Source organism: Oscillibacter sp. (assembly GCF_028693505.1).
Classification (GTDB): Bacteria; Bacillota; Clostridia; order Oscillospirales; family Oscillospiraceae; genus Oscillibacter.
This window is the reverse complement of sequence record NZ_JAQUVF010000031.1, coordinates 1-18,347: the sequence shown is the minus strand read 5'-3', so window position 1 is coordinate 18,347 and position 18,347 is coordinate 1. Positions and strand designations below refer to the sequence as shown.

The window sequence follows — 18,347 nt, the reverse complement described above, 5'->3', positions numbered from 1 at the left end:
AACATACCACGGTTCTTTCAGATTGAGGGAACCAGCTATCATGTCTGTGAATCCATTTACCATTTACAATCACCTGTACCAGTATAGCACAGACCTTTTCATCAACAAACTTTGGAGTTGAGCCAAAGTTTTTCATGTGTCACTTCAACAAGAATCTCAAACATCTTTGCATACAAGGAAAAATCGTATTCAGAAACCTGCACACCACGCTTTTTAAAGGTGGCTTTTACCTGACAATATATATTTTCGTTAACCATATCTTTCACTCCAAAACATTTCTGCATAAACGCTTTTTCAGGATTTTTAACTTCTCAAGGCCCTTATGAAATACCATATTTTAATTTTTCCGGCTGCTTCCAACTTCGCCGTATACGCCAAAGGCGCACAGGCTCCCGATCAGCCGCGCTGCGCATTCGCTTGAAAAACGGGAACCATGCAGCCCGATTACTCTGAAAATTCAAACAAAAGCACAAACAGGCTGGCCTCTAAATTGAATACCCCATCCGTGGTTTCATCGAGAACGATCGGCTCCATTCCGTCGGTCAGCCTTGTCCTGGTATCGGTTTCCATATCATACAGCCCCCACTCCGGGTGCGCTTTATGATCTTCCGCATAAAAGGGATCACTCATGCCCGCGTTGACAACCGTAAGCGTTGCGCCCGGATAACAGGTAAATATGGTTTCTTCATAAGGCTGGATCCCCTCAGCAAGCTTGCTTTCCGTGCGCACATCGCGGACATTGGAAATCTCTAAAACAAGCCCTCCCTCCTCGAAGGTCTCCGTTGTTCCCATGAGGACAGGCTCCGCCTTTTCCGGATCGGAGCCGGAATCCGATGCGGCTTGCGGCGTATCGGGTCGGTTGGCATCCGGAGCCGCCGTATCCGCGTCGGCGCAGCCGGTCAATGCCAGCAGGAGTACGAACGAACTCACGGCAACCAGCCATTTTTTCATAGTAAATCCTCCTCTCACTTCCCTTTCATCGCTTTGCCGCCATTATGGATGATTATAACATCACGAAACCATTGTGGCAACCGCGGCATGGCCGGGGCGGAATGCGTCTTGCATACCCGTACCGCCGCCCTTCTTTGCGTCTGAACGGTTTCTCCAAATCCTTCCCCACCCTTTTATGCGAAGCGCCAAAAATAAAAAAGTGGTGCATTTGCGACAGCTAAATGCGCAGTTCCTGATAGAATTTAGATAAAATCACCAACACCGGCATTCCAGGGATGGGACGCCGTATTTCAAAACAAGGAGGACCGGGTATGATGTATCAAACGACGCAGGCGCAGGAAGCCCTGCGCTCCAAGGTGCGTGAATTTGCCGAGACGGAGGTGAAGCCGCTGGCCTTCACGCTGGATCAGCGCAATGAGTTCCCCCGGGAAGCCGTCCGGAAAATGGGGACGCTGGGCCTGATGGGAATTCCCTTTGAAAAAAAGTACGGCGGCGCGGGGCTGGACGTTTTGAGCTACGCTATCGCCGTGGAGGAGCTTGCCCGGGTGGACGGCGGCGCGGGCGTCATTCTCTCGGCCCACACCTCTCTTGGCACGTGGCCCATCTATGCCTACGGCACGGAAGAGCAGAAGAAAAAGTACCTGCCGGACCTGCTCACCGGGCGGAAGATCGGCGCCTTCGGTCTGACGGAGCCCAACGCCGGCTCCGACGCGGGCGGTACGGAGACCACCGCCGAGGACATGGGGGACTACTACCTGCTCAATGGCAACAAAATTTTCATCACCAACGGCGGCGAGGCGGACACCTACGTGGTCTTTGCCGTCACCACGCCGGATATCGGCGTCAAGGGCATTTCCGTCTTTATCGTGGAAAAGGGCTGGGAGGGCTTTGCCTTCGGCGACCATTACGACAAAATGGGCATCCGCTCCTCCGCCACCTGCGAGCTGCTGTTCAACAATGTGAAGGTACCCAAGGAAAACCTGCTGGGCCAGCTGGGCAAGGGATTCAACATCGCCATGGCCACGCTGGACGGCGGCCGCATCGGCATTGCCGCCCAGGCGCTGGGCATTGCGCAGGGCGCCTTTGAAGCGGCGGTGGAATACTCCAAGGAGCGCGTCCAGTTCGGCCGCCCCATCTGCCAGCAGCAGTCCATCGCCTTCAAGATCGCGGACATGGCCACCAAGCTCCGCGCCGCCCGACTGCTGGTATACAGCGCGGCGGACCTGAAGGAGGCCCACGCGCCCTACGGCATGGAATCCGCTATGGCCAAGCAGTATGCCTCCGACATCGCGCTGGAAGTCACCAACGACGCCCTCCAGATTTTCGGCGGCACCGGGTACTTAAAGGGCATGGAGGTGGAGCGGATGTACCGCGACGCCAAGATCACCACCATTTACGAGGGCACCAACGAGATTCAGCGGGTGGTCATCGCCTCCCACGTGCTGGGTAAGCTCGCCAAGGCGGACGACGCCCCCGGGCGCGTCAAGCACGGTCCGGAAACCGGCGTGCGCAAAAAGCAGATTCTCACCGACGGCACCGCACAGGAGCGGGTGGACGCGCTGGTGGCGGCGCTGAAAAAAGACGGCTACGACTTTACCGTGGGCATCCCCATGGACACCCCCATCGCCCAGGCGGAGCGGGTGGTTTCGGCGGGCAAGGGCATCGGTCCCAAGGAGAACATGAAGCTCATCGAAAACCTTGCCAGGGCCGCGGGAGCCGCCATCGGCTCTTCCCGCCCTGTGGCGGAGACCCTGCAATATCTGCCGCTGGACCGCTACGTGGGCATGTCCGGGCAGAAGTTCCGGGGCAATCTCTACATCGCCTGCGGCATCTCCGGCGCGGGCCAGCACCTCAAGGGCATCAAGGAGGCCTCCACCATCGTGGCCATCAACCTGGACCCCAACGCCAAGATCTTCAAAAACTGCGACTATGGCATCGTGGGCGACGTGAAGGACATTCTGCCGCTTTTGACTGCCGCGCTGGACACCGGCGAAAAGCAGGCCGCGCCCCCCATGGTGAAGATGAAGCGGGCGGTTGCAAAGAAGGTCACCCAGCCCCGCAAGCTCTACATCTGCAACGGCTGCGGCTATGAATACGATCTCTTGCAGGGCGATCCGGAGAGCGACGTCCGCCCCGGCACGGCCTTCTACGAGCTGCCGGAGGGCTGGATGTGCCCCCACTGCGGCGAGTCAGCGGATCAGTTCCTTGCCATCGACATCTAAAGCTGTCGGACGAATTGAAGGAGGTATCACCATGCACAACATTCGCAACATCACAGACGATCTCTACTGGGTCGGCGCCAACGACCACCGTTTGGCTCTGTTTGAGAATATCCATCCCCTTTACCACGGCGTTTCCTACAATGCCTATCTGCTGCTGGATGAACAGACCGTCCTCTTCGACACCGCGGACTGGTCCGTGGGCCGCCAGTTTCTCGACAACGTGACCTTTGCGCTGGACGGTCGGACGCTGGACTATCTCATCATCAACCATGTGGAGCCGGACCATGCCGCCTCCATTCAGGAAATTCTCCTGCGCTGGCCGGACGTGAAGGTCCTCACCTCGCCCAAGGCCGTGATTCTGCTCCACCAGTTCGGCTTTTCGCTGGGGAAGCATGCGGAGGAGGTCCACGAGGGCGAGAGCCGGTGCTTCGGCAAGCACACCATCGCCTTTGTGAGCGCCCCCATGGTCCACTGGCCCGAGGCCATGGTGTCCTTCGACACCACCGACGGCGTGCTCTTCTCCGCCGACGCCTTCGGCTCCTTCCGCTCGCTGGACGGCAAGCTCTTTGCCGACGAGTTCGCCTTCGACCGGGAATGGCTGGACGACGCCCGCCGGTACTACACCAACATCGTGGGCAAGTATGGCCCGCAGGTGCAGGCACTGCTGAAGAAGGCCGGCGGCCTTGACATCAAGGTCATCTGCCCCCTCCACGGCCCGGTGTGGAGAGAGGACATCGGCTACATTCTGGATAAGTACGTCCACTGGAGCACCTACGAGCCGGAGGAGAAGGGCGTTATGATCGTCTACGCCTCCATGTACGGCAACACGGAAGCCGCTGCCGAGGTCCTCGCCGCCAAACTGGCGGAGCGGGGCGTCACCAACACCCGGCTCTACGACGTCTCCTCCACCCACGTGAGCTACCTCATCTCCGAACTTTTCAAGTACAGCCATCTGGTGCTGGCCTCCGTTACCTACAACCTCGGCATCTTCCCGCCTATGCACAACTTCCTCATGGACATGAAGGCGCTGAACCTGCAAAACCGCACCTGCGCGATTGTGGAAAACGGCTCCTGGGCGCCCCGCTCCGGCGCGCTGATGCGGGAAATTCTGGAGAGTCTCAAGCACATCGACCTTCTGGACGAAGGCATGACGCTGACCTCCGCCCTGCGGGAGGAGCATCTTTCCGAGATGGACGCTCTGGCGGACGCCGTGGCCGCGTCGGTTCTGAAAAAGTAAGCATTTTTACAGCGCCGCAGGGGGCGCGGTCCGCCGAAACGGGTGGGCCGCGCCCCTTGGACTTTTACGCGTTCGTGGCGGCAAGGGTGGTTTTGCGCCTTGCATTCCCCCCTCCCGCAACGTATAATACCATCAGTTGACAAACGCAGCTGCGATGCAGATGCGTTGCACCATAAAACCAGTTGGGAGGAACCGCACATGATGATTTCCACAAAGGGCCGCTACGCCCTCCGGGTCCTGGTCGATCTTGCCGAGCATCCGTCACAGGGCTATATTCCCCTGAAGGAAATTGCGGAGCGTCAGGAGATTTCGGAAAAATATCTGGAGATCGTGCTCAAGTCCCTGGTCCGGGCCAACGTTCTCACCGGACTGCGGGGCAAAGGCGGCGGCTACCGGCTGACAAGGCCGCCGGAGGCGTATACCGTGGGCGAGATTCTCCGTTTGAGCGAGGATTCCCTCGCCCCCGTCTCCTGCCTCAGTCAGGACGCGCTTCCCTGCGCCCGGGCTGGCGAGTGCCGGACCCGCGCCCTTTGGGACGGGCTGGACCAGCTCATCGGCAAGTATCTGGACAGCTTTACCATCGCGGACCTGATGCGCCCCACACCACCTGAGGCATGAAGAACGGCCCTGCGCCGCCCGCCGTGCCTCCTTTTATAAAAAGCCCTTGACAAATGCTGGGCGTCCGCTTATAATTCCTATTAACCTACTTATAAGGTTGGTAATAGAAATGAACACAGTAATGAACCTCTTTCGATGTCGCCTCCGCTGATCGTTGTCCCATCAAAAAAACGTATTGAGAGGAGCACATCATGAGCAACATTTATACTTCCGCCGATCAGCTGATCGGTAAGACCCCCCTTTTGGAGCTGACCCGTCTGGAGGCGGCGGAGCATCTGGAGGCCCGGCTTCTGGTGAAGCTGGAATCCTTTAACCCCGCAGGCTCCGTCAAGGACCGCGTCGCCAAGGCCATGATCGACGACGCCGAGGCCAAGGGTCTTTTGCACGCCGGGTCCGTTATCATCGAGCCCACCTCCGGCAACACCGGCATCGGTCTTGCCGCCGTGGCCGCGGCACGGGGATACCGCATCCTCATCGTCATGCCGGAAACCATGAGTGTGGAGCGGCGGCAGCTGATGAAGGCTTACGGCGCGGAGCTGGTTTTGACGGAGGGCGCCTTGGGCATGAAGGGCGCCATCGCAAAGGCGGAGGCGCTGGCAAAGGAGACGCCGGACAGCTTCGTGCCCGGTCAGTTTCAAAACCCCGCCAACCCGGCAGCCCACCGCTCCGCCACCGGGCCGGAGATTTGGGCGGATACCGACGGGCAGGTGGACTTCTTTATAGCCGGTGTTGGCACCGGCGGCACCATCACCGGCGTTGGGGAATACCTGAAAGCGCAGAATCCGCAGGTGAAGGTGGTGGCGGTGGAGCCTGCCGCCTCCCCGGTTTTGAGCAAGGGCGTCTCTGGCCCTCACAAAATTCAGGGCATCGGCGCGGGCTTTGTTCCGGATGTGCTGAACACGAATATCTACGACGAGATCATTCCCGTGGAAAATGACGACGCCTTTGCCGCCGGAAGGGCCGTGGGGCGCACAGAGGGCGTGCTGGTCGGCATTTCCTCCGGCGCTGCCGTGTGGGCGGGCATCCAGCTGGCGAAGCGGCCGGAGAACCGGGGCAAGACCATTGTGGTGCTGGCGCCGGATACCGGGGACCGCTATCTTTCCACCCCGCTCTTTGCGGATTGAACCCTCTGACGGCGCGCGGGACAAAAAGCTTTGTCCCGTGCGCCGTCAGGCCGTCAAAAAAGTCTCACAGAGTTTGCCACCGAGGCGGCAAAAAAACTAAAATTCGTTTTCGGCTGCGGCTTGTACGTGGGCGAAAACACTTTACGCGAAGCGAGCGTCGAATTGTCCGCCGAAAGCGGACCTATGAGGCGCAGAGTGCAGCGAAGCCATTTGTCAAAAAAGCCTATTGGCTTTTTTGACAGTCTCGCGCGCGGGACAAATTCCTTTGTCCCGCGCGTACTTTTATGAAAAAAGGAGCGCAATGCAATGGGAGAAACCGTTCTGGTGGCCATGAGCGGCGGCGTGGATTCCAGCGTGGCGGCATGGCTGCTGTGCCAGCAGGGGTATTCCTGCGTGGGGGTGACCATGAAGCTCTATCAAAACGAGACCGTGGACCGCAAAGGCCACACCTGCTGCGCGCTGGAAGATGTGGAGGACGCCCGCAGCGTGGCGCGAAAGCTGGGCATCCCCTACTACGTGTTTAACTTTTCAGACGTCTTTGCCCAAAAGGTTTTGGACAAGTTTGTTTCCAGCTACGCCCGCGGAGACACCCCCAACCCCTGCATCGACTGCAACCGCTATTTGAAATTCGGCGCTCTGCTCCACCGGGCCAGAGAGCTTGGCATCTCCCATATCGCCACGGGCCACTACGCCCGCATTTTTCAAATTCCAGAAAACGGACGGCTGGCAGTGGGAAAGGCTGTGGACGCGGACCGAGACCAGAGCTACGTGCTCGCCTCCATGACCCAGCAGCAACTGCGCCAGACGCTCTTTCCGCTGGGTGGTCTCACAAAACCCGAAGTCCGCTCCATTGCCGAGGCACAGGGCTTTTGCAACGCCCGAAAGCATGACAGTCAGGACATCTGTTTTGTTCCAAACGGTGATTATACTGGCTTTTTAGAGCACTATACCGGTCAACTATCCGTTCCGGGGCCAATTTTTGACCAGACGGGACAGGTTCTGGGGCAGCATCGCGGCGCGGTGCGCTACACCGTGGGGCAGCACAAGGGACTCTCTCTCTCTGCCGCAGAGCCGCTGTATGTCTGCGCAAAATCCATGGTGGACAACGCCCTCACCGTGGGGCCGGAAGCGGCGTTGTACAGCCGCGCCCTGCTATCGGACGACTGGGTTTGGGGCGCCATTGACGCCTTGACGGGTCCCCGCCGCGTCACAGCCAAGATCCGCTACCGGCAGCGGGCGTGTCCCGCCACGGCGGAACCCGGAGAGGACGGGACGGTCCTCCTCCGCTTCGATTCTCCCCAGCGGGCCATCACCCCCGGGCAGGCAGTGGTCCTTTATGACGGGGAAATCGTGCTGGGAGGCGGCACGATTTCGCGGGTCCTGCCGCCGGACGAGACAGATCGCCACCCCGTGCAGGGGGATTGATTTTCTCGGTTTCCGGCGGTAAAATGGGAGCATTCCATCAAAGGAGCCACTTCTATGAAACTGCTGATCGCATCGGACCTGCACGGGTCCGCTCCCTGCTGCCGCCGCCTGCTGGACGCCTTCCGCCGTGAACAGGCGGACAGGCTGGTGCTGCTGGGCGACCTTCTCTATCACGGGCCGCGAAATCCGCTGCCGGAGGGATACGATCCCCCTGCCGTCATCGCGCTGCTCAACGACGCCGCCGAGCATCTGATCTGCGTCCGGGGCAACTGCGACGCCGACGTGGATCAAATGGTCCTGCACTTCCCCATTTTGGCGGAATCCTGCTTTCTCGCCGTGGACGCCTTGACGCTGTTCGCCACCCACGGCCACGCCTGCGGTCCGGACAATCCGCCGCCGCTGCGCAAGGGGGACTATCTGGTGTGCGGACACACCCATCTTCCGGTCCGGCAGGACTGCGGCACATTCACCTATCTGAATCCCGGCTCCCTGTCCCTTCCCAAGGAGGGCACGCCCCAGAGCTACCTGACCATGGAAAACGGCGTTTTCCTCTGGCACCGCCTTTCCAGCGGCGAGACCTTTCAGCCCCTCTCCCTCAATTCAGCAGGCAAATTGAAAGATTGAGATATCCGGCAAAGCTCACCCAGCCGAGATAAGGGACCAGCAGCCATGCCGCCTTGGGCGTGACAGCGCGGAACTGTGCCAAGTTGATGCTAATCAGCACCCACAAAAGCAGCAGCCAGAAAAAGGCCAGACAGTATCGCCCAAGGTTAAAAAAGAGAAGGCTCCAGAAAAAATTTACCGCCAGCTGCAGCCCGTAGATTTTTAAGGCTGCCGTGATCTGCTCCTGCGGGGCATCCGATGTGATTGCCAGATAGGAGGCAAGCCCCATCAGAACATAAAGTATCGTCCACACCACAGGAAACAGCCATCCCGGCGGAGACAGCGGCGGCTGGTTGAGGTTGCGAAAGGTCTCCATGCTGCCTCTTGTCAATCCGCCGGCCACCGCGCCTGTCGCCACCGGAAGCAGGATGCAAGCAAGCAGCGTTTTCCAATGTATCTTCAAAAAAATCCCTCCTAAACAGCTGGGCATACACATAAACCCTCCGCAACGGGAAACACTACCTTGCGCCGCAAGAGGTGGGCTTTCCCATTTTCAAGGCGGAATACGCTGGTGTAAACTATGCCGCAGTCCCCCATTTATGCAATCAATCTGACAGGAGGGTATTTCATGGAAAATTCCGATACGGTAAAGCTGCTTCAAGAGTGCGACGCCGGGACCAAGATGGCTGTTGCTTCCATTGATGAAGTGCTGGACAAAGTGTGCGATCAAACGGTAAAGGCGCTTCTGGACGAGAGCAAGCGCCGCCACGAAGCGCTTGGAAACAGGATTCACAGTCTGCTTGTGGAAAACGGCAGCCAGGAAAAAAACCCCAGCCCCATGGCAAAGGGGATGTCCTGGGTGAAAACCAACTGGAAAATGGGGATGGAGGAGAGCGACGCTACCGCAGCGGATCTGATCACCGACGGCTGCAACATGGGCGTTAAATCTCTGCATCGGTATTTGAATCAATACAAAGCTGCCGACCAAACGGCCAGAGGGCTTTGCACCGAGCTGATAAAGACAGAAGAAAAGCTCTCAGCCGATCTGCGGCCCTATTTATAACGCGTTAATGAAAGGCTCCGCTGCGATCCAAGATCACAGCGGAGCCTTTTTGTTGCGTCGTCGCGCCATTCCTGCGCCCGCGTTGTATTTCCGGAATGGACCGCCCCGGTCTCAGCAGCGATTCCTTCCTGCACTTCGATTCTTTGCCCGCGCTTTTTCAACGTACATTGCCTGATCCGCGGTGCGGAGCAGGCTTAAAAGAACTTCCGGTTTGCGTTCAAAATTTTCGAGATACGCATAGCCGAAGTCCGCCTGGACAAAGCCGGTGCCCACGCACGCGCACGGAATGGTCTCAACCGCCTTGCGCATTCTTCCAATGGCGGCTTGCGCCTGTTCCTCGGTGCAGTGGGTCAGCGTAACGACAAATTCGTCGCCCCCGTATCGGACGACGGAATCGCTGTGCCGCAGGACGCCGGCAAGCTTTTTCGTCACCTGACGCAGCACCTCGTCTCCGGCGGCATGCCCCATCCGGTCATTGATTTGTTTAAAGCTTCGCAGGTCCAGCATCACCAGCGCCAGCCGGACCGCAACGTCCGTCTGGAGGAACAAAAACTCATTGAGATAGCGGCGGTTATAGGCCCCCGTCAGCTCGTCGGTATAAATTTTCAGGCGCGTTTCCTCAATCAGTTGATCGATGGATTTTCCGGTGGTCCGGTTCATGGCCGTTTTGTTGGAAACATGGCTGATAAGCTCCACCACCAGCTGCCGCTCTCCCTCTCCATCGAATACCAAAACTGGATTGGAAACCACGTAAAAGACGTCATTTTCAAAATGCTCATATTTGCTGGTCTGACAGCACCCCTCGGCGGCGCGCAGACTGATACAGGGGTCGCAGCAGCCGTCCCGCTTCCAGATTTGAAAGCAGGTATAGGGTTTGTATTCCAGCTGCCCGCTCTCCGTTATCCCGACCAGCGCGGCCTTTTCCGGATCGACAAGGCGGACCGTGTCAAAAATGGACTCCATGAAGGACAGCAGCAGCTGCAAATCCGGCAGGGTAACCGCGCGTTCCATGGTAAAGCGCTTTTCATCCGAAATCCGAAACAGTGTGCTCAGGTACTTTTGCTCCGTCTCTTTCTGCGCAATGCTGTCCGAAAGGCTTCCCAACAGGATATCCTTCCCGCCGACCCTTCGCACGTATTGCAGTCTCATCTCGATCCACCGGATTTCGCCCTCCGCGTAATTCCGGCGGTACACGCAGGATTCCGGGCTCTGCGTCTGCGCGCAGCGGGCGGCGGCAGAAACTACCCGGGGATAGTCCTCCCCCAGAACCGTGTCGGCAAACGCGGTATACACCGCCTCGCCGCTGCATCCAAACAGCTTGTTGAACGCCTTGTTGACGCGCAGAATCTCCATGCTCCGGCCATCGCATTCAAAAATTCCGTAGGCCTGCGTTGCATCGGAAAAGAGCAGCTTCATCTCCGGCTCGGAGCTCCAGAGCTTATCCAGACTGATATCCGGCTGGGCAAGGGGGCGGACGGACTCCGCCTGACGCTTTTGCAGGGCTTGCTGTTCATACACCTCTACCGGCAGTGGCTTCGAGAAGGAGAACCCCTGCACGTAGTCACAGCCCACGCTGTTTAAAAATTCCACCTGCTCCCGCTGCTCCACGCCCTCGGCAACCGTTGGAATATTCAGCCACTTGGACATGCGAATGACGGCGGCAATGATATTTTCTCCGCGGCCCAGAATTTTTGTGTTTTCAAAGAACCGCATGTCGATTTTGAGAATATCCACATTGATGTCCTTGAGAACCCCCAAGGAGGAAAAGCCGCTCCCAAAGTCATCCATCATCACGGTAAAGCCGGCGCTGTGCATCTGGTCCACAATCTGCTGCATCATCTGCGGATTATCCATGTACACGCTCTCCGTCAGCTCCAATTGCAGCAGCTCCGGAGGAACGTCGTACTTTTTCACCAATTCGCTGAGCATTTCCACGATTTTCGGATTATACAGATCCACCCGGGAGATGTTCACCGAGATTGGCGCAGGGGAAATCCCGCTGCGCATCCATTTTTGCAGAAGGCGGCAGACCGACTCCCATACGTAAAGATCCAGCTTGGAAATGAAGCCGTTCTTTTCAAATACGGGAATGAACGCATCCGGAAAAATCACGCCCTTGGTGGGATGGTTCCACCGCACCAGCGCCTCCGCCCCGGAGGGCGTATTGTCCTCCAGCGCGTATTTGGGCTGCAGGTAGAGAATGAACTGGTTTTCCGCCAGCGCGGCGGACATTTCCTTAACCACCTGCTGTTCCTGCTCCAATTTCCGGTGCATTTCAGGGCAATGGATTCCGATGGTATCCACATGATTTCCCTTGCGGGACTTCGCGGCCAGCGCCGCCCGGTCCAGCAGCTCGTCGACCGGCATGGATGTGTCCTCCAAAAAGTACACGCCAAAGACCGGCACAATGTCAATATCGCGGTTATAGGCCCTGATCTGCTCCTTAAACTGTTCCAGCTTTTGCAAAACCGCCTCCCTCGTCCGGTAGGTAAAGCAAGCTGCGAACACGTCCGCCTCCATTCGGCCATAGATATAGGGCTGTCCCCCATCCTCTATTTTCAGGCTGTTGGCCAAGTGGCAGAGGAGCTTATCGCCCTCATCCTGTCCAAAGAAGGAATTGACCAGCTGGAATCGGTCAATATCAATGCGCACAAAGACATACTGCTCCGCGGGGTCTGCCAGCAGCATTTCCCGGGTGGCCTGAAAAAACTTTCTCTGATTGTAAATCCCCGTCAGCGGGTCGTATTCCGCAAGATATTTCAGCTGAGAGAGCGCAAAAAGCTGGCTGCGCTCAATGGCGTTGCGCAGCCGGAATTTTAAAATCTCTCCGTCATAGGGCTTCGTCACAAAATCCCACGCCCCCAGATTCAGGGCGCGGTGCTCCGCTTCAAGGACGGTGTTCTCCGTAACCACGATCACCGGAATACTCTTGTACTCCGTCTTGTCCGCAACCGCCTCCAGAAATCCAAAGCCATCCAGCACCGGCATATTCAAATCCAGCAGTACGCCGGAAATCACAGCGCTGTGCAGCCGCAGCAAATCAAGACCCTCCTGCCCGTTTTCGGCCTCGAGGATCTCATATTCCGGTGACAGCAGCTTTGCCAGGAACTTCCGGTTGACCGGGGAATCCTCCACGATCAGGACAGTTTTTCTGGATGGCATTTGGCGTTCCTTTCTGAAATAGGATTTTCCGGGGCACAACGGCTCGCTCTGCGGCGAATCCGGAAAGCAGCGGCGCGGCCCGGTCTCTCGGCGTGCATTTGCCGCAAAATTTCCACAAATTGCCTAATAATATATTTTTTAATTATACTCCTCATTTTATGAAAATACAAGCTTCCATATGACCGGCTGTTTGTTTTCTATCACTTTTTTGGTGGCAAATACTGCGCTTTAATTCCTTTTCCGGTCGTTTACCGACTTTTTCAGAGAGCTGTTTGCTCCTCCGTGCGTTCTCTCTCGTCAGAAGCCGATCTCGATCAGCCGGCCGCCGGAGCGCTGGGGCAGGCGATGGGAAATGGAGAGCACGGTCCGCCCCCGTCCCGCGCTTTCCAGCGCGTCCAAAATCTTTCTTTCGGTCTCGCTGTCCAAATTCGCGGTGATCTCGTCCAGCAGCAGAATTTCCGGTTCGGCGGCAATGGCCCGGGCGATGGAGAGCAGCTGGAGCTGCCCTTGCGAGAAGGCCGCCTGCGCCATGCTTGTGTCATAGCCCTCCGGCAGCGTCAAAATTTTTTCGTGCAGTCCCACGAGCTTCGCGGCCCGCTCTGTCCCCTCGCGGTCAATGGCGGGGTCAAACAGCGTGATCTGATCCGCCACCGTTCCCAAAACGGGATGAAACGCCTGCTCCACATAGCCAAAAAGCTTTCGTTTTTGCGCGTCCGGAATGGCGGCGGCGTCCACACTGTTGATTAAAACCCGCCCGGCACACGGGCCATACAAGCCCAGCAGCAGCCGGAACACCGTGCTCTTTCCCGCGCCCGTCCGTCCCGCAAAGGTCACGTTTTCGCCCCGTTCCACGGAGAAGCTCAGGTCCCGGAGCACCGCCGTCCCCTCCTCATAGCCAAAGTCCACGTGGTCAAAGCGGACGCAGGGCCCGGCATTTTGGCAGTTTCGCTGTGCGCCCTCCGGCACGCTTCTCTCCGGCTCCTCCAAAAATTCATTGACCCGTTTCACCCCCGCTATCGCGGACTGGATATTCTGAATCTCCATTCCGATGCTCTCCAGCGGTTCAAACACCTTTCCCACATAGGCGATCAGCGCCACCGCCGTGCCAACGGAGATGCCGAACATCTGCTGCGTGCCGCCTGCGGCGCCGACCATCATGCCCGCGATCACGCAGGCGCTGATGCACACCACGATGGGCGAATACACCGCATCGTAAAAATTGCTCCGCTCGGTGGCCCGGTAGCTCTCTTCCATGTAGCCGTCATATTTGCGCTCCATGTAGCGCTGGCAGAAAATTGTTTGGATCATGCGGATATTCCTGATCGTCTCCGGCACGTGATTGTTGACCTTGCCCACCGCCGCGCGGTTGGCGAGCTGCGTGCGCAGCATCCGTTTTTGGAACGCCCGAGTCAACCCCAGCAGCAGCGGCGTGACCAGCAGCATCAGCACGCCCACGCCCGTGCTCTTGTAAAAAATGACCGCCAGCACGCTCACCACCTTGCAGCCGTCCGCCGCCATGGCAATGATTCCGTTGGTAAAGAGGGAATCCACCGCGTCCACGTCGCTGACAAAGCGGGAGGTGATCTTCCCCGGTTCATGGCGGGTATAGTAAGCCGCCGGCAGCCGTTTCAGCTTGCCGCACAGCTCGCTGCGCAGGCGATGGGTGACCTTCTGCCCGAAAATGACGATCATCAGGTTCTCTCCCGCCTCCAGAAAGCCGGACAGGGCCAGCGCGCCAAAATACGCCAGCGCCAAGCCCGGCGCAATGGGCTTTCCCGCCGCGAGACCGTCCACGATCCGCTCCAAAACCAGTGGGGGAAGCAGGGCGCAGCCGACGGAGAAGAGGATGATGCCGCCGGTCAAAAGTGCCATGGCCCTGTTCGTCGAGACCGTGCCGCGCAGCACTCTGCCTAGCGCACTTTTATGTTTCATTCTCTTCTTCCCCCGCTCTCTGCGCACGGCAAAGCGCCGCATAGGCCTCGCTCTTTGCAAGCAGTTCCTCATGCGTTCCAAAAAGGCCCTGCCCGCCATCCAAAAACAACACGCCGTCCAGCTCCCCAAACAGGGACAGCCGGTGGGAGAGCAGCAGCACAATGCGATCCTTGGACCATATCCGAAGCTTAGAAAAAATCTCCCGCTCCGTTTTTTGATCCACTGCGGAAAAGGGGTCGTCCAAAATCACGATCTGCCGTCCGTGAGAAAGGGTCCGCGCCAGCGCAAGCCGCGCCTGCTGGCCGCCGGAGAGCCGCACGCCGCCGCTGCCCACAAAGGTTTCGGTGCCCTGGGGCATTTGCGCCGTCTCCTCCCCAAGGCACACCGCCCGGAGAAATGCCTCCGGGGACATGTCCTCTCCCAGCCGGATATTCTCGGCAATGCTGTCGCTCATCAGCTCCGGTTCATGGCCCAGATAGGAAATGAGCCGACTGCGCTCATAGGCGCTCAGGTCCCTCAGCTCCCACGCCCCCACCCGAATACTTCCGCTGTACGCCGCCTCGCCGATGAACGCCTTGCCCAGGGTGGATTTTCCGCAGGCCACCGGGCCGGTCACGCCGATGATCTGCCCCGGTGCGGCGGAGAAGGAAAGTCCGTGCAAAATCCGGGGACTTCCCCGCCAGCCCACGGACAGGTCCGACACCGTCAGCTCCACCGGCTTGGAACCGTCCGCCCGGAGAGCCGTTGAAGGCTCCACATACGCTTTCATCAGCGGCTGAATCCGCCCCCAGGAGACCTGCGCCTTTTGCACGGAGTTGAACAGCTTGGACGCCTTGGCGGATTTCAGTGCCAGCCTTGCAAAGCAGGAGAGAAAGGTTGTGAACGCCGCGATGTTCCAGTCCGCCCAGCCTGTGCCCAAGACGTTTTTCCCGCCCAGATACAAAATAAAGACCGCTCCGCACATGGAGATGACGTTGTAGAGCGGCTGCATGGTGCCCTCCCAAAGGTTGGCTGCCACCGCACATCTTTCATAGTCGGACAGCGCCGCTTCATAGGCCGCGTCGCGGCTATCCTCGCAGCCGTACACGCGGTAGGTCAGCGCGTTGGACACCCGGTCCATGGTGGCGCCGGTCATTTTCCCCGCGCTTTGTTTGTAAGCGCTAGCGTATCGGGTGACAAGGCCCTTCAGCCGCCCCGCGACAAGATACGCCGGCGGCGTAAAGGCGCAGGAAAGCAGCGCCAGATGCCAGTCATAATAGAACAGCATGCCCAGATAGGCAAGCAGCACCACGCCGGTGTCAAAAACCTCCGTGGTAAATTTTCGCATCCCCTCCACGCAGGCATCCACATCGGACATCGCCTTGGTCATCATGGCGCCAAGGTTTTCCTTCTCCAGCTCCTCCCGACTCTCATTCACCAGCGCGTTGTACAGCATTCGGCGCATGTTGCGGCCGGTGTCGTTGGCAAAACGGCGCACGTAAAACCGCTTGAGACAGCGCATCCCCTGCACGCTCAGGATCACCAGCAGGTACGCGCCCGCCAGCGTCACCATCTCCGCGAGAGTCTGCGCTCCGCTTTCGATGTTCATCAGGCACTGCGCCATGCGCCCTTCCAGATAGGGCCCGGCAACCATGCCTGCGTTATACAAGATTCCCGATACCGTAACCACCGCCAGCGGCCACAGCTCCAGCCGAAAGTAGGACCCGATGCGCTCCGGCTGCGCCACGCGTTTGCATTCTTTCGTCCTTGTCACGCTCTTCCTCTCTTTTCCACACCACGGCCTCGTTGGCCTTCCCTATGGCCGACAGTAGCGCAGCCAATCCTCCGGCGAATCTTCATTGATGATGAGCACCTTCGCCTCTCCCCAGACTTCCTTCAGGCTTCGGCCGTCAAACAGTTTTGCGGTCGTAAGCTCCTCAAAGGTTTTATAGTCGTGGCGCGCTCCCTGCCCGGCGATTATCCAGTATACCTCCGCACCCGTTTCTTCGTCCGGCATTTTGCCCATCCATTCCTCCGCGCTGTCACCCACGCAAAATTCGATATCGAGGGAGTCCTGCGTCTCAACATCCCATTGAAAAATCAGCTCCAATTCCTCGAAGGGAAGCGCCAGTCCATATTCCTCAACCCATTGTTTCCTCCATTGTTTTGCATCTTCCTCCGTAGCAAGACGATAAGAGGTTGTTCCGTGCGCAGCCTTCCACGTGGGTGTGGCCTTCAGATTCCTCCAAGCCGCAGCAAAGCTCGCTGCGGTAGCAGGCAGCGTCATGCTGATGATTGCAGCCCTCCTCCGCCGCTAGCGCGGACACGGGCAGCATCGTCAGCAGCATATACACGCTCATCGCCAAGGCGGCGATCCTCCGGGGCGTGTAACGGTGCAGCGCGGTCTCCAGCGCCGCATTTACCCTTTGCAAACAGGGGCGCGCCTGTTTGACGGCGGTAAGGCGTGAATTTTCTTTTTGAAACATATCCGAATCTTCCCTTTTATTTCAAACCTTCGTTTTTGTTTCCCTGAATCACGTGCACACGTTTTTGCTCGCATCGGCAGATACTCTGGGTCAGCATGACGTCCGCAGTCTTGCGAAAGTCCGCATAGCGGCAATACCAGCAGGTTTTACTTTCCAGAAGCCGACTTTGACCGGGACTGAATTGTCCGCAGCTGTAATCCGGCAGCACCAGCGGCTGTCCCGCGTCCGTAAAGCCGATGATCTGCTTCGTCTTCGGAAAATCTGACATTGCACTCACCACACCCCCAAGATTTTTTGTCAAATCTACCATAACAAAACAAAACCCCCAAAAGGGGGTGTTGTGGAATTCGTCACTTTTTTCGTGGAAATCGTCAGGAATCAAGGGAAAGCGTGACGTTGAGGGTAAACACGCCGTCCTCCGCCGTGACGCCGCACCAGCCGCCGTACAGCCGGGCAGTCTCCCGGATGCTGAGCAGTCCGAGGCCGTGGCCCGGCTCCTCTTTGGAACTGATGGGCTCGCCGCCCTCGTCGCGGGCCATCTCGCCGGAGAAGCGGTTGGAGATGGAGAGGACCATGCGCCGGTCTGACACCACGGCGCGAACGGAGATAAAGCCCTCAGCCCCATCGCACAGGCGTGTGGACGCCTCCACGGCATTTTGCAGACCGTTGCCAAAGATCACGCACAGGTGCAGCGGCTCCACGCGTCCCAGCTCCGGCAGGCGCACCTGCGTGCGAAAGCCGATCTTTTTCTCCGTGCACAGCTCCTCATAGTGCCCCAGCAGGGCGTCCAGCGCCGCGTTTCCGCAATAGCTTTTGCGAATGGATTTTGGCAGCTCCCGGCTCATGCCCTCCACATAGTGGGAGACGTCGTCCCACTGGCCTGCGGAGCAAAGCCCGGAGAGGGCGTTTACATGATGGCGCAGGTCATGGTCCCGGACGCGAAGCTGCTCAATCCGCTCCAGCAGTGTTTGATAGTACCGCTCGGAGAGCACCATCTGCGCGGACAGCTGGCGGGCGGAGTTCTCCACCGCCTCCTGCGCCAGCAGACTGCGCAGCGTCCGAAAGGCCAGCACATAGCCCATGAGCACAAAGAGGATCATGCCCACCGCACCGCCGCCCGTCCAGATCGTCAGGGCGGGCCACGGCTCCCAGGTGGGCACCTGCAAAAGCAGGGTGATGTAACAAACCGCCGCAAAAATAGCCAGACTGCGCAGCTGGGTGCGGAAAGCCTTTAGCGAGGTCAGAATATAATCCCGCAGCCAGTGCCGGAACAGGAAGATAAACGCCGCCTCCAGCGGCAGATACACGCACAAAAACACCGCGTCCACCGACCAGCCCAGCAGCTGTGCCCCCAGCGTGGATGGCACTCTGGCGGCCAGCACCAGCAGGGTCTGGGAGGTATCCACCAAAAAATAAGTAAGGCTCAACTCCAAAGTTTGTTGATGAAAAGGTCTGTGCTATACTGGTACAGGTGATTGTAAATGGTAAATGGATTCACAGACATGATAGCTGGTTCCCTCAATCTGAAAGAACCGTGGTATGTTG

Annotated in this window: 16 protein-coding genes; 7 read left to right on the top strand and 9 right to left on the bottom strand. The window is 58.3% G+C overall.

The annotated features are described in order from the left end of the window. Nucleotides 1-444: 444 nt before the first annotated feature. Nucleotides 445-951, bottom strand: coding sequence for a hypothetical protein (locus PHI30_RS09035; RefSeq protein WP_300026825.1), 507 nt, complete (start codon nucleotides 949-951; stop codon nucleotides 445-447). A 311-nt stretch (nucleotides 952-1,262) separates the two neighbouring features. On the opposite strand from PHI30_RS09035, the gene PHI30_RS09030 reads away from it, so the two are divergent. The 6 genes from PHI30_RS09030 (at nucleotide 1,263) to yfcE (ending at nucleotide 8,201) form a co-directional block, all read left to right on the top strand. Continuing rightward, on the top strand, nucleotides 1,263-3,173 hold the full coding sequence (locus tag PHI30_RS09030; protein WP_300026822.1) for an acyl-CoA dehydrogenase family protein: 1,911 nt from the start codon (nucleotides 1,263-1,265) through the stop codon (nucleotides 3,171-3,173). Between the two features lie 31 nt (nucleotides 3,174-3,204). After that, nucleotides 3,205-4,410: an FprA family A-type flavoprotein gene (locus PHI30_RS09025; protein ID WP_300026819.1), complete on the top strand. Its 1,206-nt coding sequence runs from the start codon at nucleotides 3,205-3,207 to the stop codon at nucleotides 4,408-4,410. Nucleotides 4,411-4,608: 198 nt separating this feature from the next. Next, nucleotides 4,609-5,028, top strand: coding sequence for an Rrf2 family transcriptional regulator (locus PHI30_RS09020; protein ID WP_300026817.1), 420 nt, complete (start codon nucleotides 4,609-4,611; stop codon nucleotides 5,026-5,028). A gap of 191 nt (nucleotides 5,029-5,219) precedes the next feature. Next, entirely contained in the window at nucleotides 5,220-6,152 is a 933-nt protein-coding gene (cysK, locus tag PHI30_RS09015; RefSeq protein ID WP_300026814.1) for a cysteine synthase A, read from the top strand. A 306-nt stretch (nucleotides 6,153-6,458) separates the two neighbouring features. Beyond that, the gene (gene mnmA / locus PHI30_RS09010; protein WP_300026812.1) at nucleotides 6,459-7,577 is read left to right on the top strand and encodes a tRNA 2-thiouridine(34) synthase MnmA; all 1,119 of its coding nucleotides are present in this window, start codon (nucleotides 6,459-6,461) and stop codon (nucleotides 7,575-7,577) included. A 54-nt stretch (nucleotides 7,578-7,631) separates the two neighbouring features. Next, nucleotides 7,632-8,201, top strand: coding sequence for a phosphodiesterase (gene yfcE / locus PHI30_RS09005; RefSeq protein ID WP_300026809.1), 570 nt, complete (start codon nucleotides 7,632-7,634; stop codon nucleotides 8,199-8,201). Here the strand turns inward: yfcE and PHI30_RS09000 are convergent. After that, nucleotides 8,173-8,643: a TspO/MBR family protein gene (locus PHI30_RS09000; RefSeq protein ID WP_300026806.1), complete on the bottom strand. Its 471-nt coding sequence runs from the start codon at nucleotides 8,641-8,643 to the stop codon at nucleotides 8,173-8,175. The two genes, yfcE and PHI30_RS09000, sit on opposite strands and share 29 nt — an antisense overlap. Nucleotides 8,644-8,808: 165 nt before the next feature. On the opposite strand from PHI30_RS09000, the gene PHI30_RS08995 reads away from it, so the two are divergent. Beyond that, nucleotides 8,809-9,243 carry a hypothetical protein gene (locus tag PHI30_RS08995; protein ID WP_300026804.1) on the top strand — a complete coding sequence of 145 codons (435 nt, stop codon included), beginning with the start codon at nucleotides 8,809-8,811 and terminating at the stop codon, nucleotides 9,241-9,243. Between the two features lie 111 nt (nucleotides 9,244-9,354). Here the strand turns inward: PHI30_RS08995 and PHI30_RS08990 are convergent, their stop codons facing one another. The 7 genes from PHI30_RS08990 to PHI30_RS08960 form a co-directional block, all read right to left on the bottom strand. Next, on the bottom strand, nucleotides 9,355-12,405 hold the full coding sequence (locus tag PHI30_RS08990) for an EAL domain-containing protein (protein ID WP_300026802.1): 3,051 nt from the start codon (nucleotides 12,403-12,405) through the stop codon (nucleotides 9,355-9,357). 297 nt (nucleotides 12,406-12,702) lie between these two features. Further along, entirely contained in the window at nucleotides 12,703-14,337 is a 1,635-nt protein-coding gene (locus PHI30_RS08985) for an ABC transporter ATP-binding protein (protein WP_300026799.1), read from the bottom strand. Further along, nucleotides 14,327-16,090 carry an ABC transporter ATP-binding protein gene (locus tag PHI30_RS08980; protein ID WP_300026796.1) on the bottom strand — a complete coding sequence of 588 codons (1,764 nt, stop codon included), beginning with the start codon at nucleotides 16,088-16,090 and terminating at the stop codon, nucleotides 14,327-14,329. The genes PHI30_RS08985 and PHI30_RS08980 overlap by 11 nt, the downstream gene beginning before the upstream one ends. Nucleotides 16,091-16,132: 42 nt before the next feature. Then, a complete protein-coding gene (locus tag PHI30_RS08975) occupies nucleotides 16,133-16,426 on the bottom strand; it encodes a hypothetical protein (protein ID WP_300026793.1) in 294 nt (97 codons plus the stop codon). Between the two features lie 31 nt (nucleotides 16,427-16,457). After that, on the bottom strand, nucleotides 16,458-16,802 hold the full coding sequence (locus PHI30_RS08970) for a hypothetical protein (RefSeq protein WP_300026790.1): 345 nt from the start codon (nucleotides 16,800-16,802) through the stop codon (nucleotides 16,458-16,460). A gap of 16 nt (nucleotides 16,803-16,818) precedes the next feature. After that, the gene (locus PHI30_RS08965; RefSeq protein WP_300026787.1) at nucleotides 16,819-17,070 is read right to left on the bottom strand and encodes a hypothetical protein; all 252 of its coding nucleotides are present in this window, start codon (nucleotides 17,068-17,070) and stop codon (nucleotides 16,819-16,821) included. Nucleotides 17,071-17,173: 103 nt separating this feature from the next. Further along, nucleotides 17,174-18,235: a GHKL domain-containing protein gene (locus PHI30_RS08960; RefSeq protein ID WP_300026785.1), complete on the bottom strand. Its 1,062-nt coding sequence runs from the start codon at nucleotides 18,233-18,235 to the stop codon at nucleotides 17,174-17,176. Between the last annotated feature and the right edge of the window lie 112 nt (nucleotides 18,236-18,347).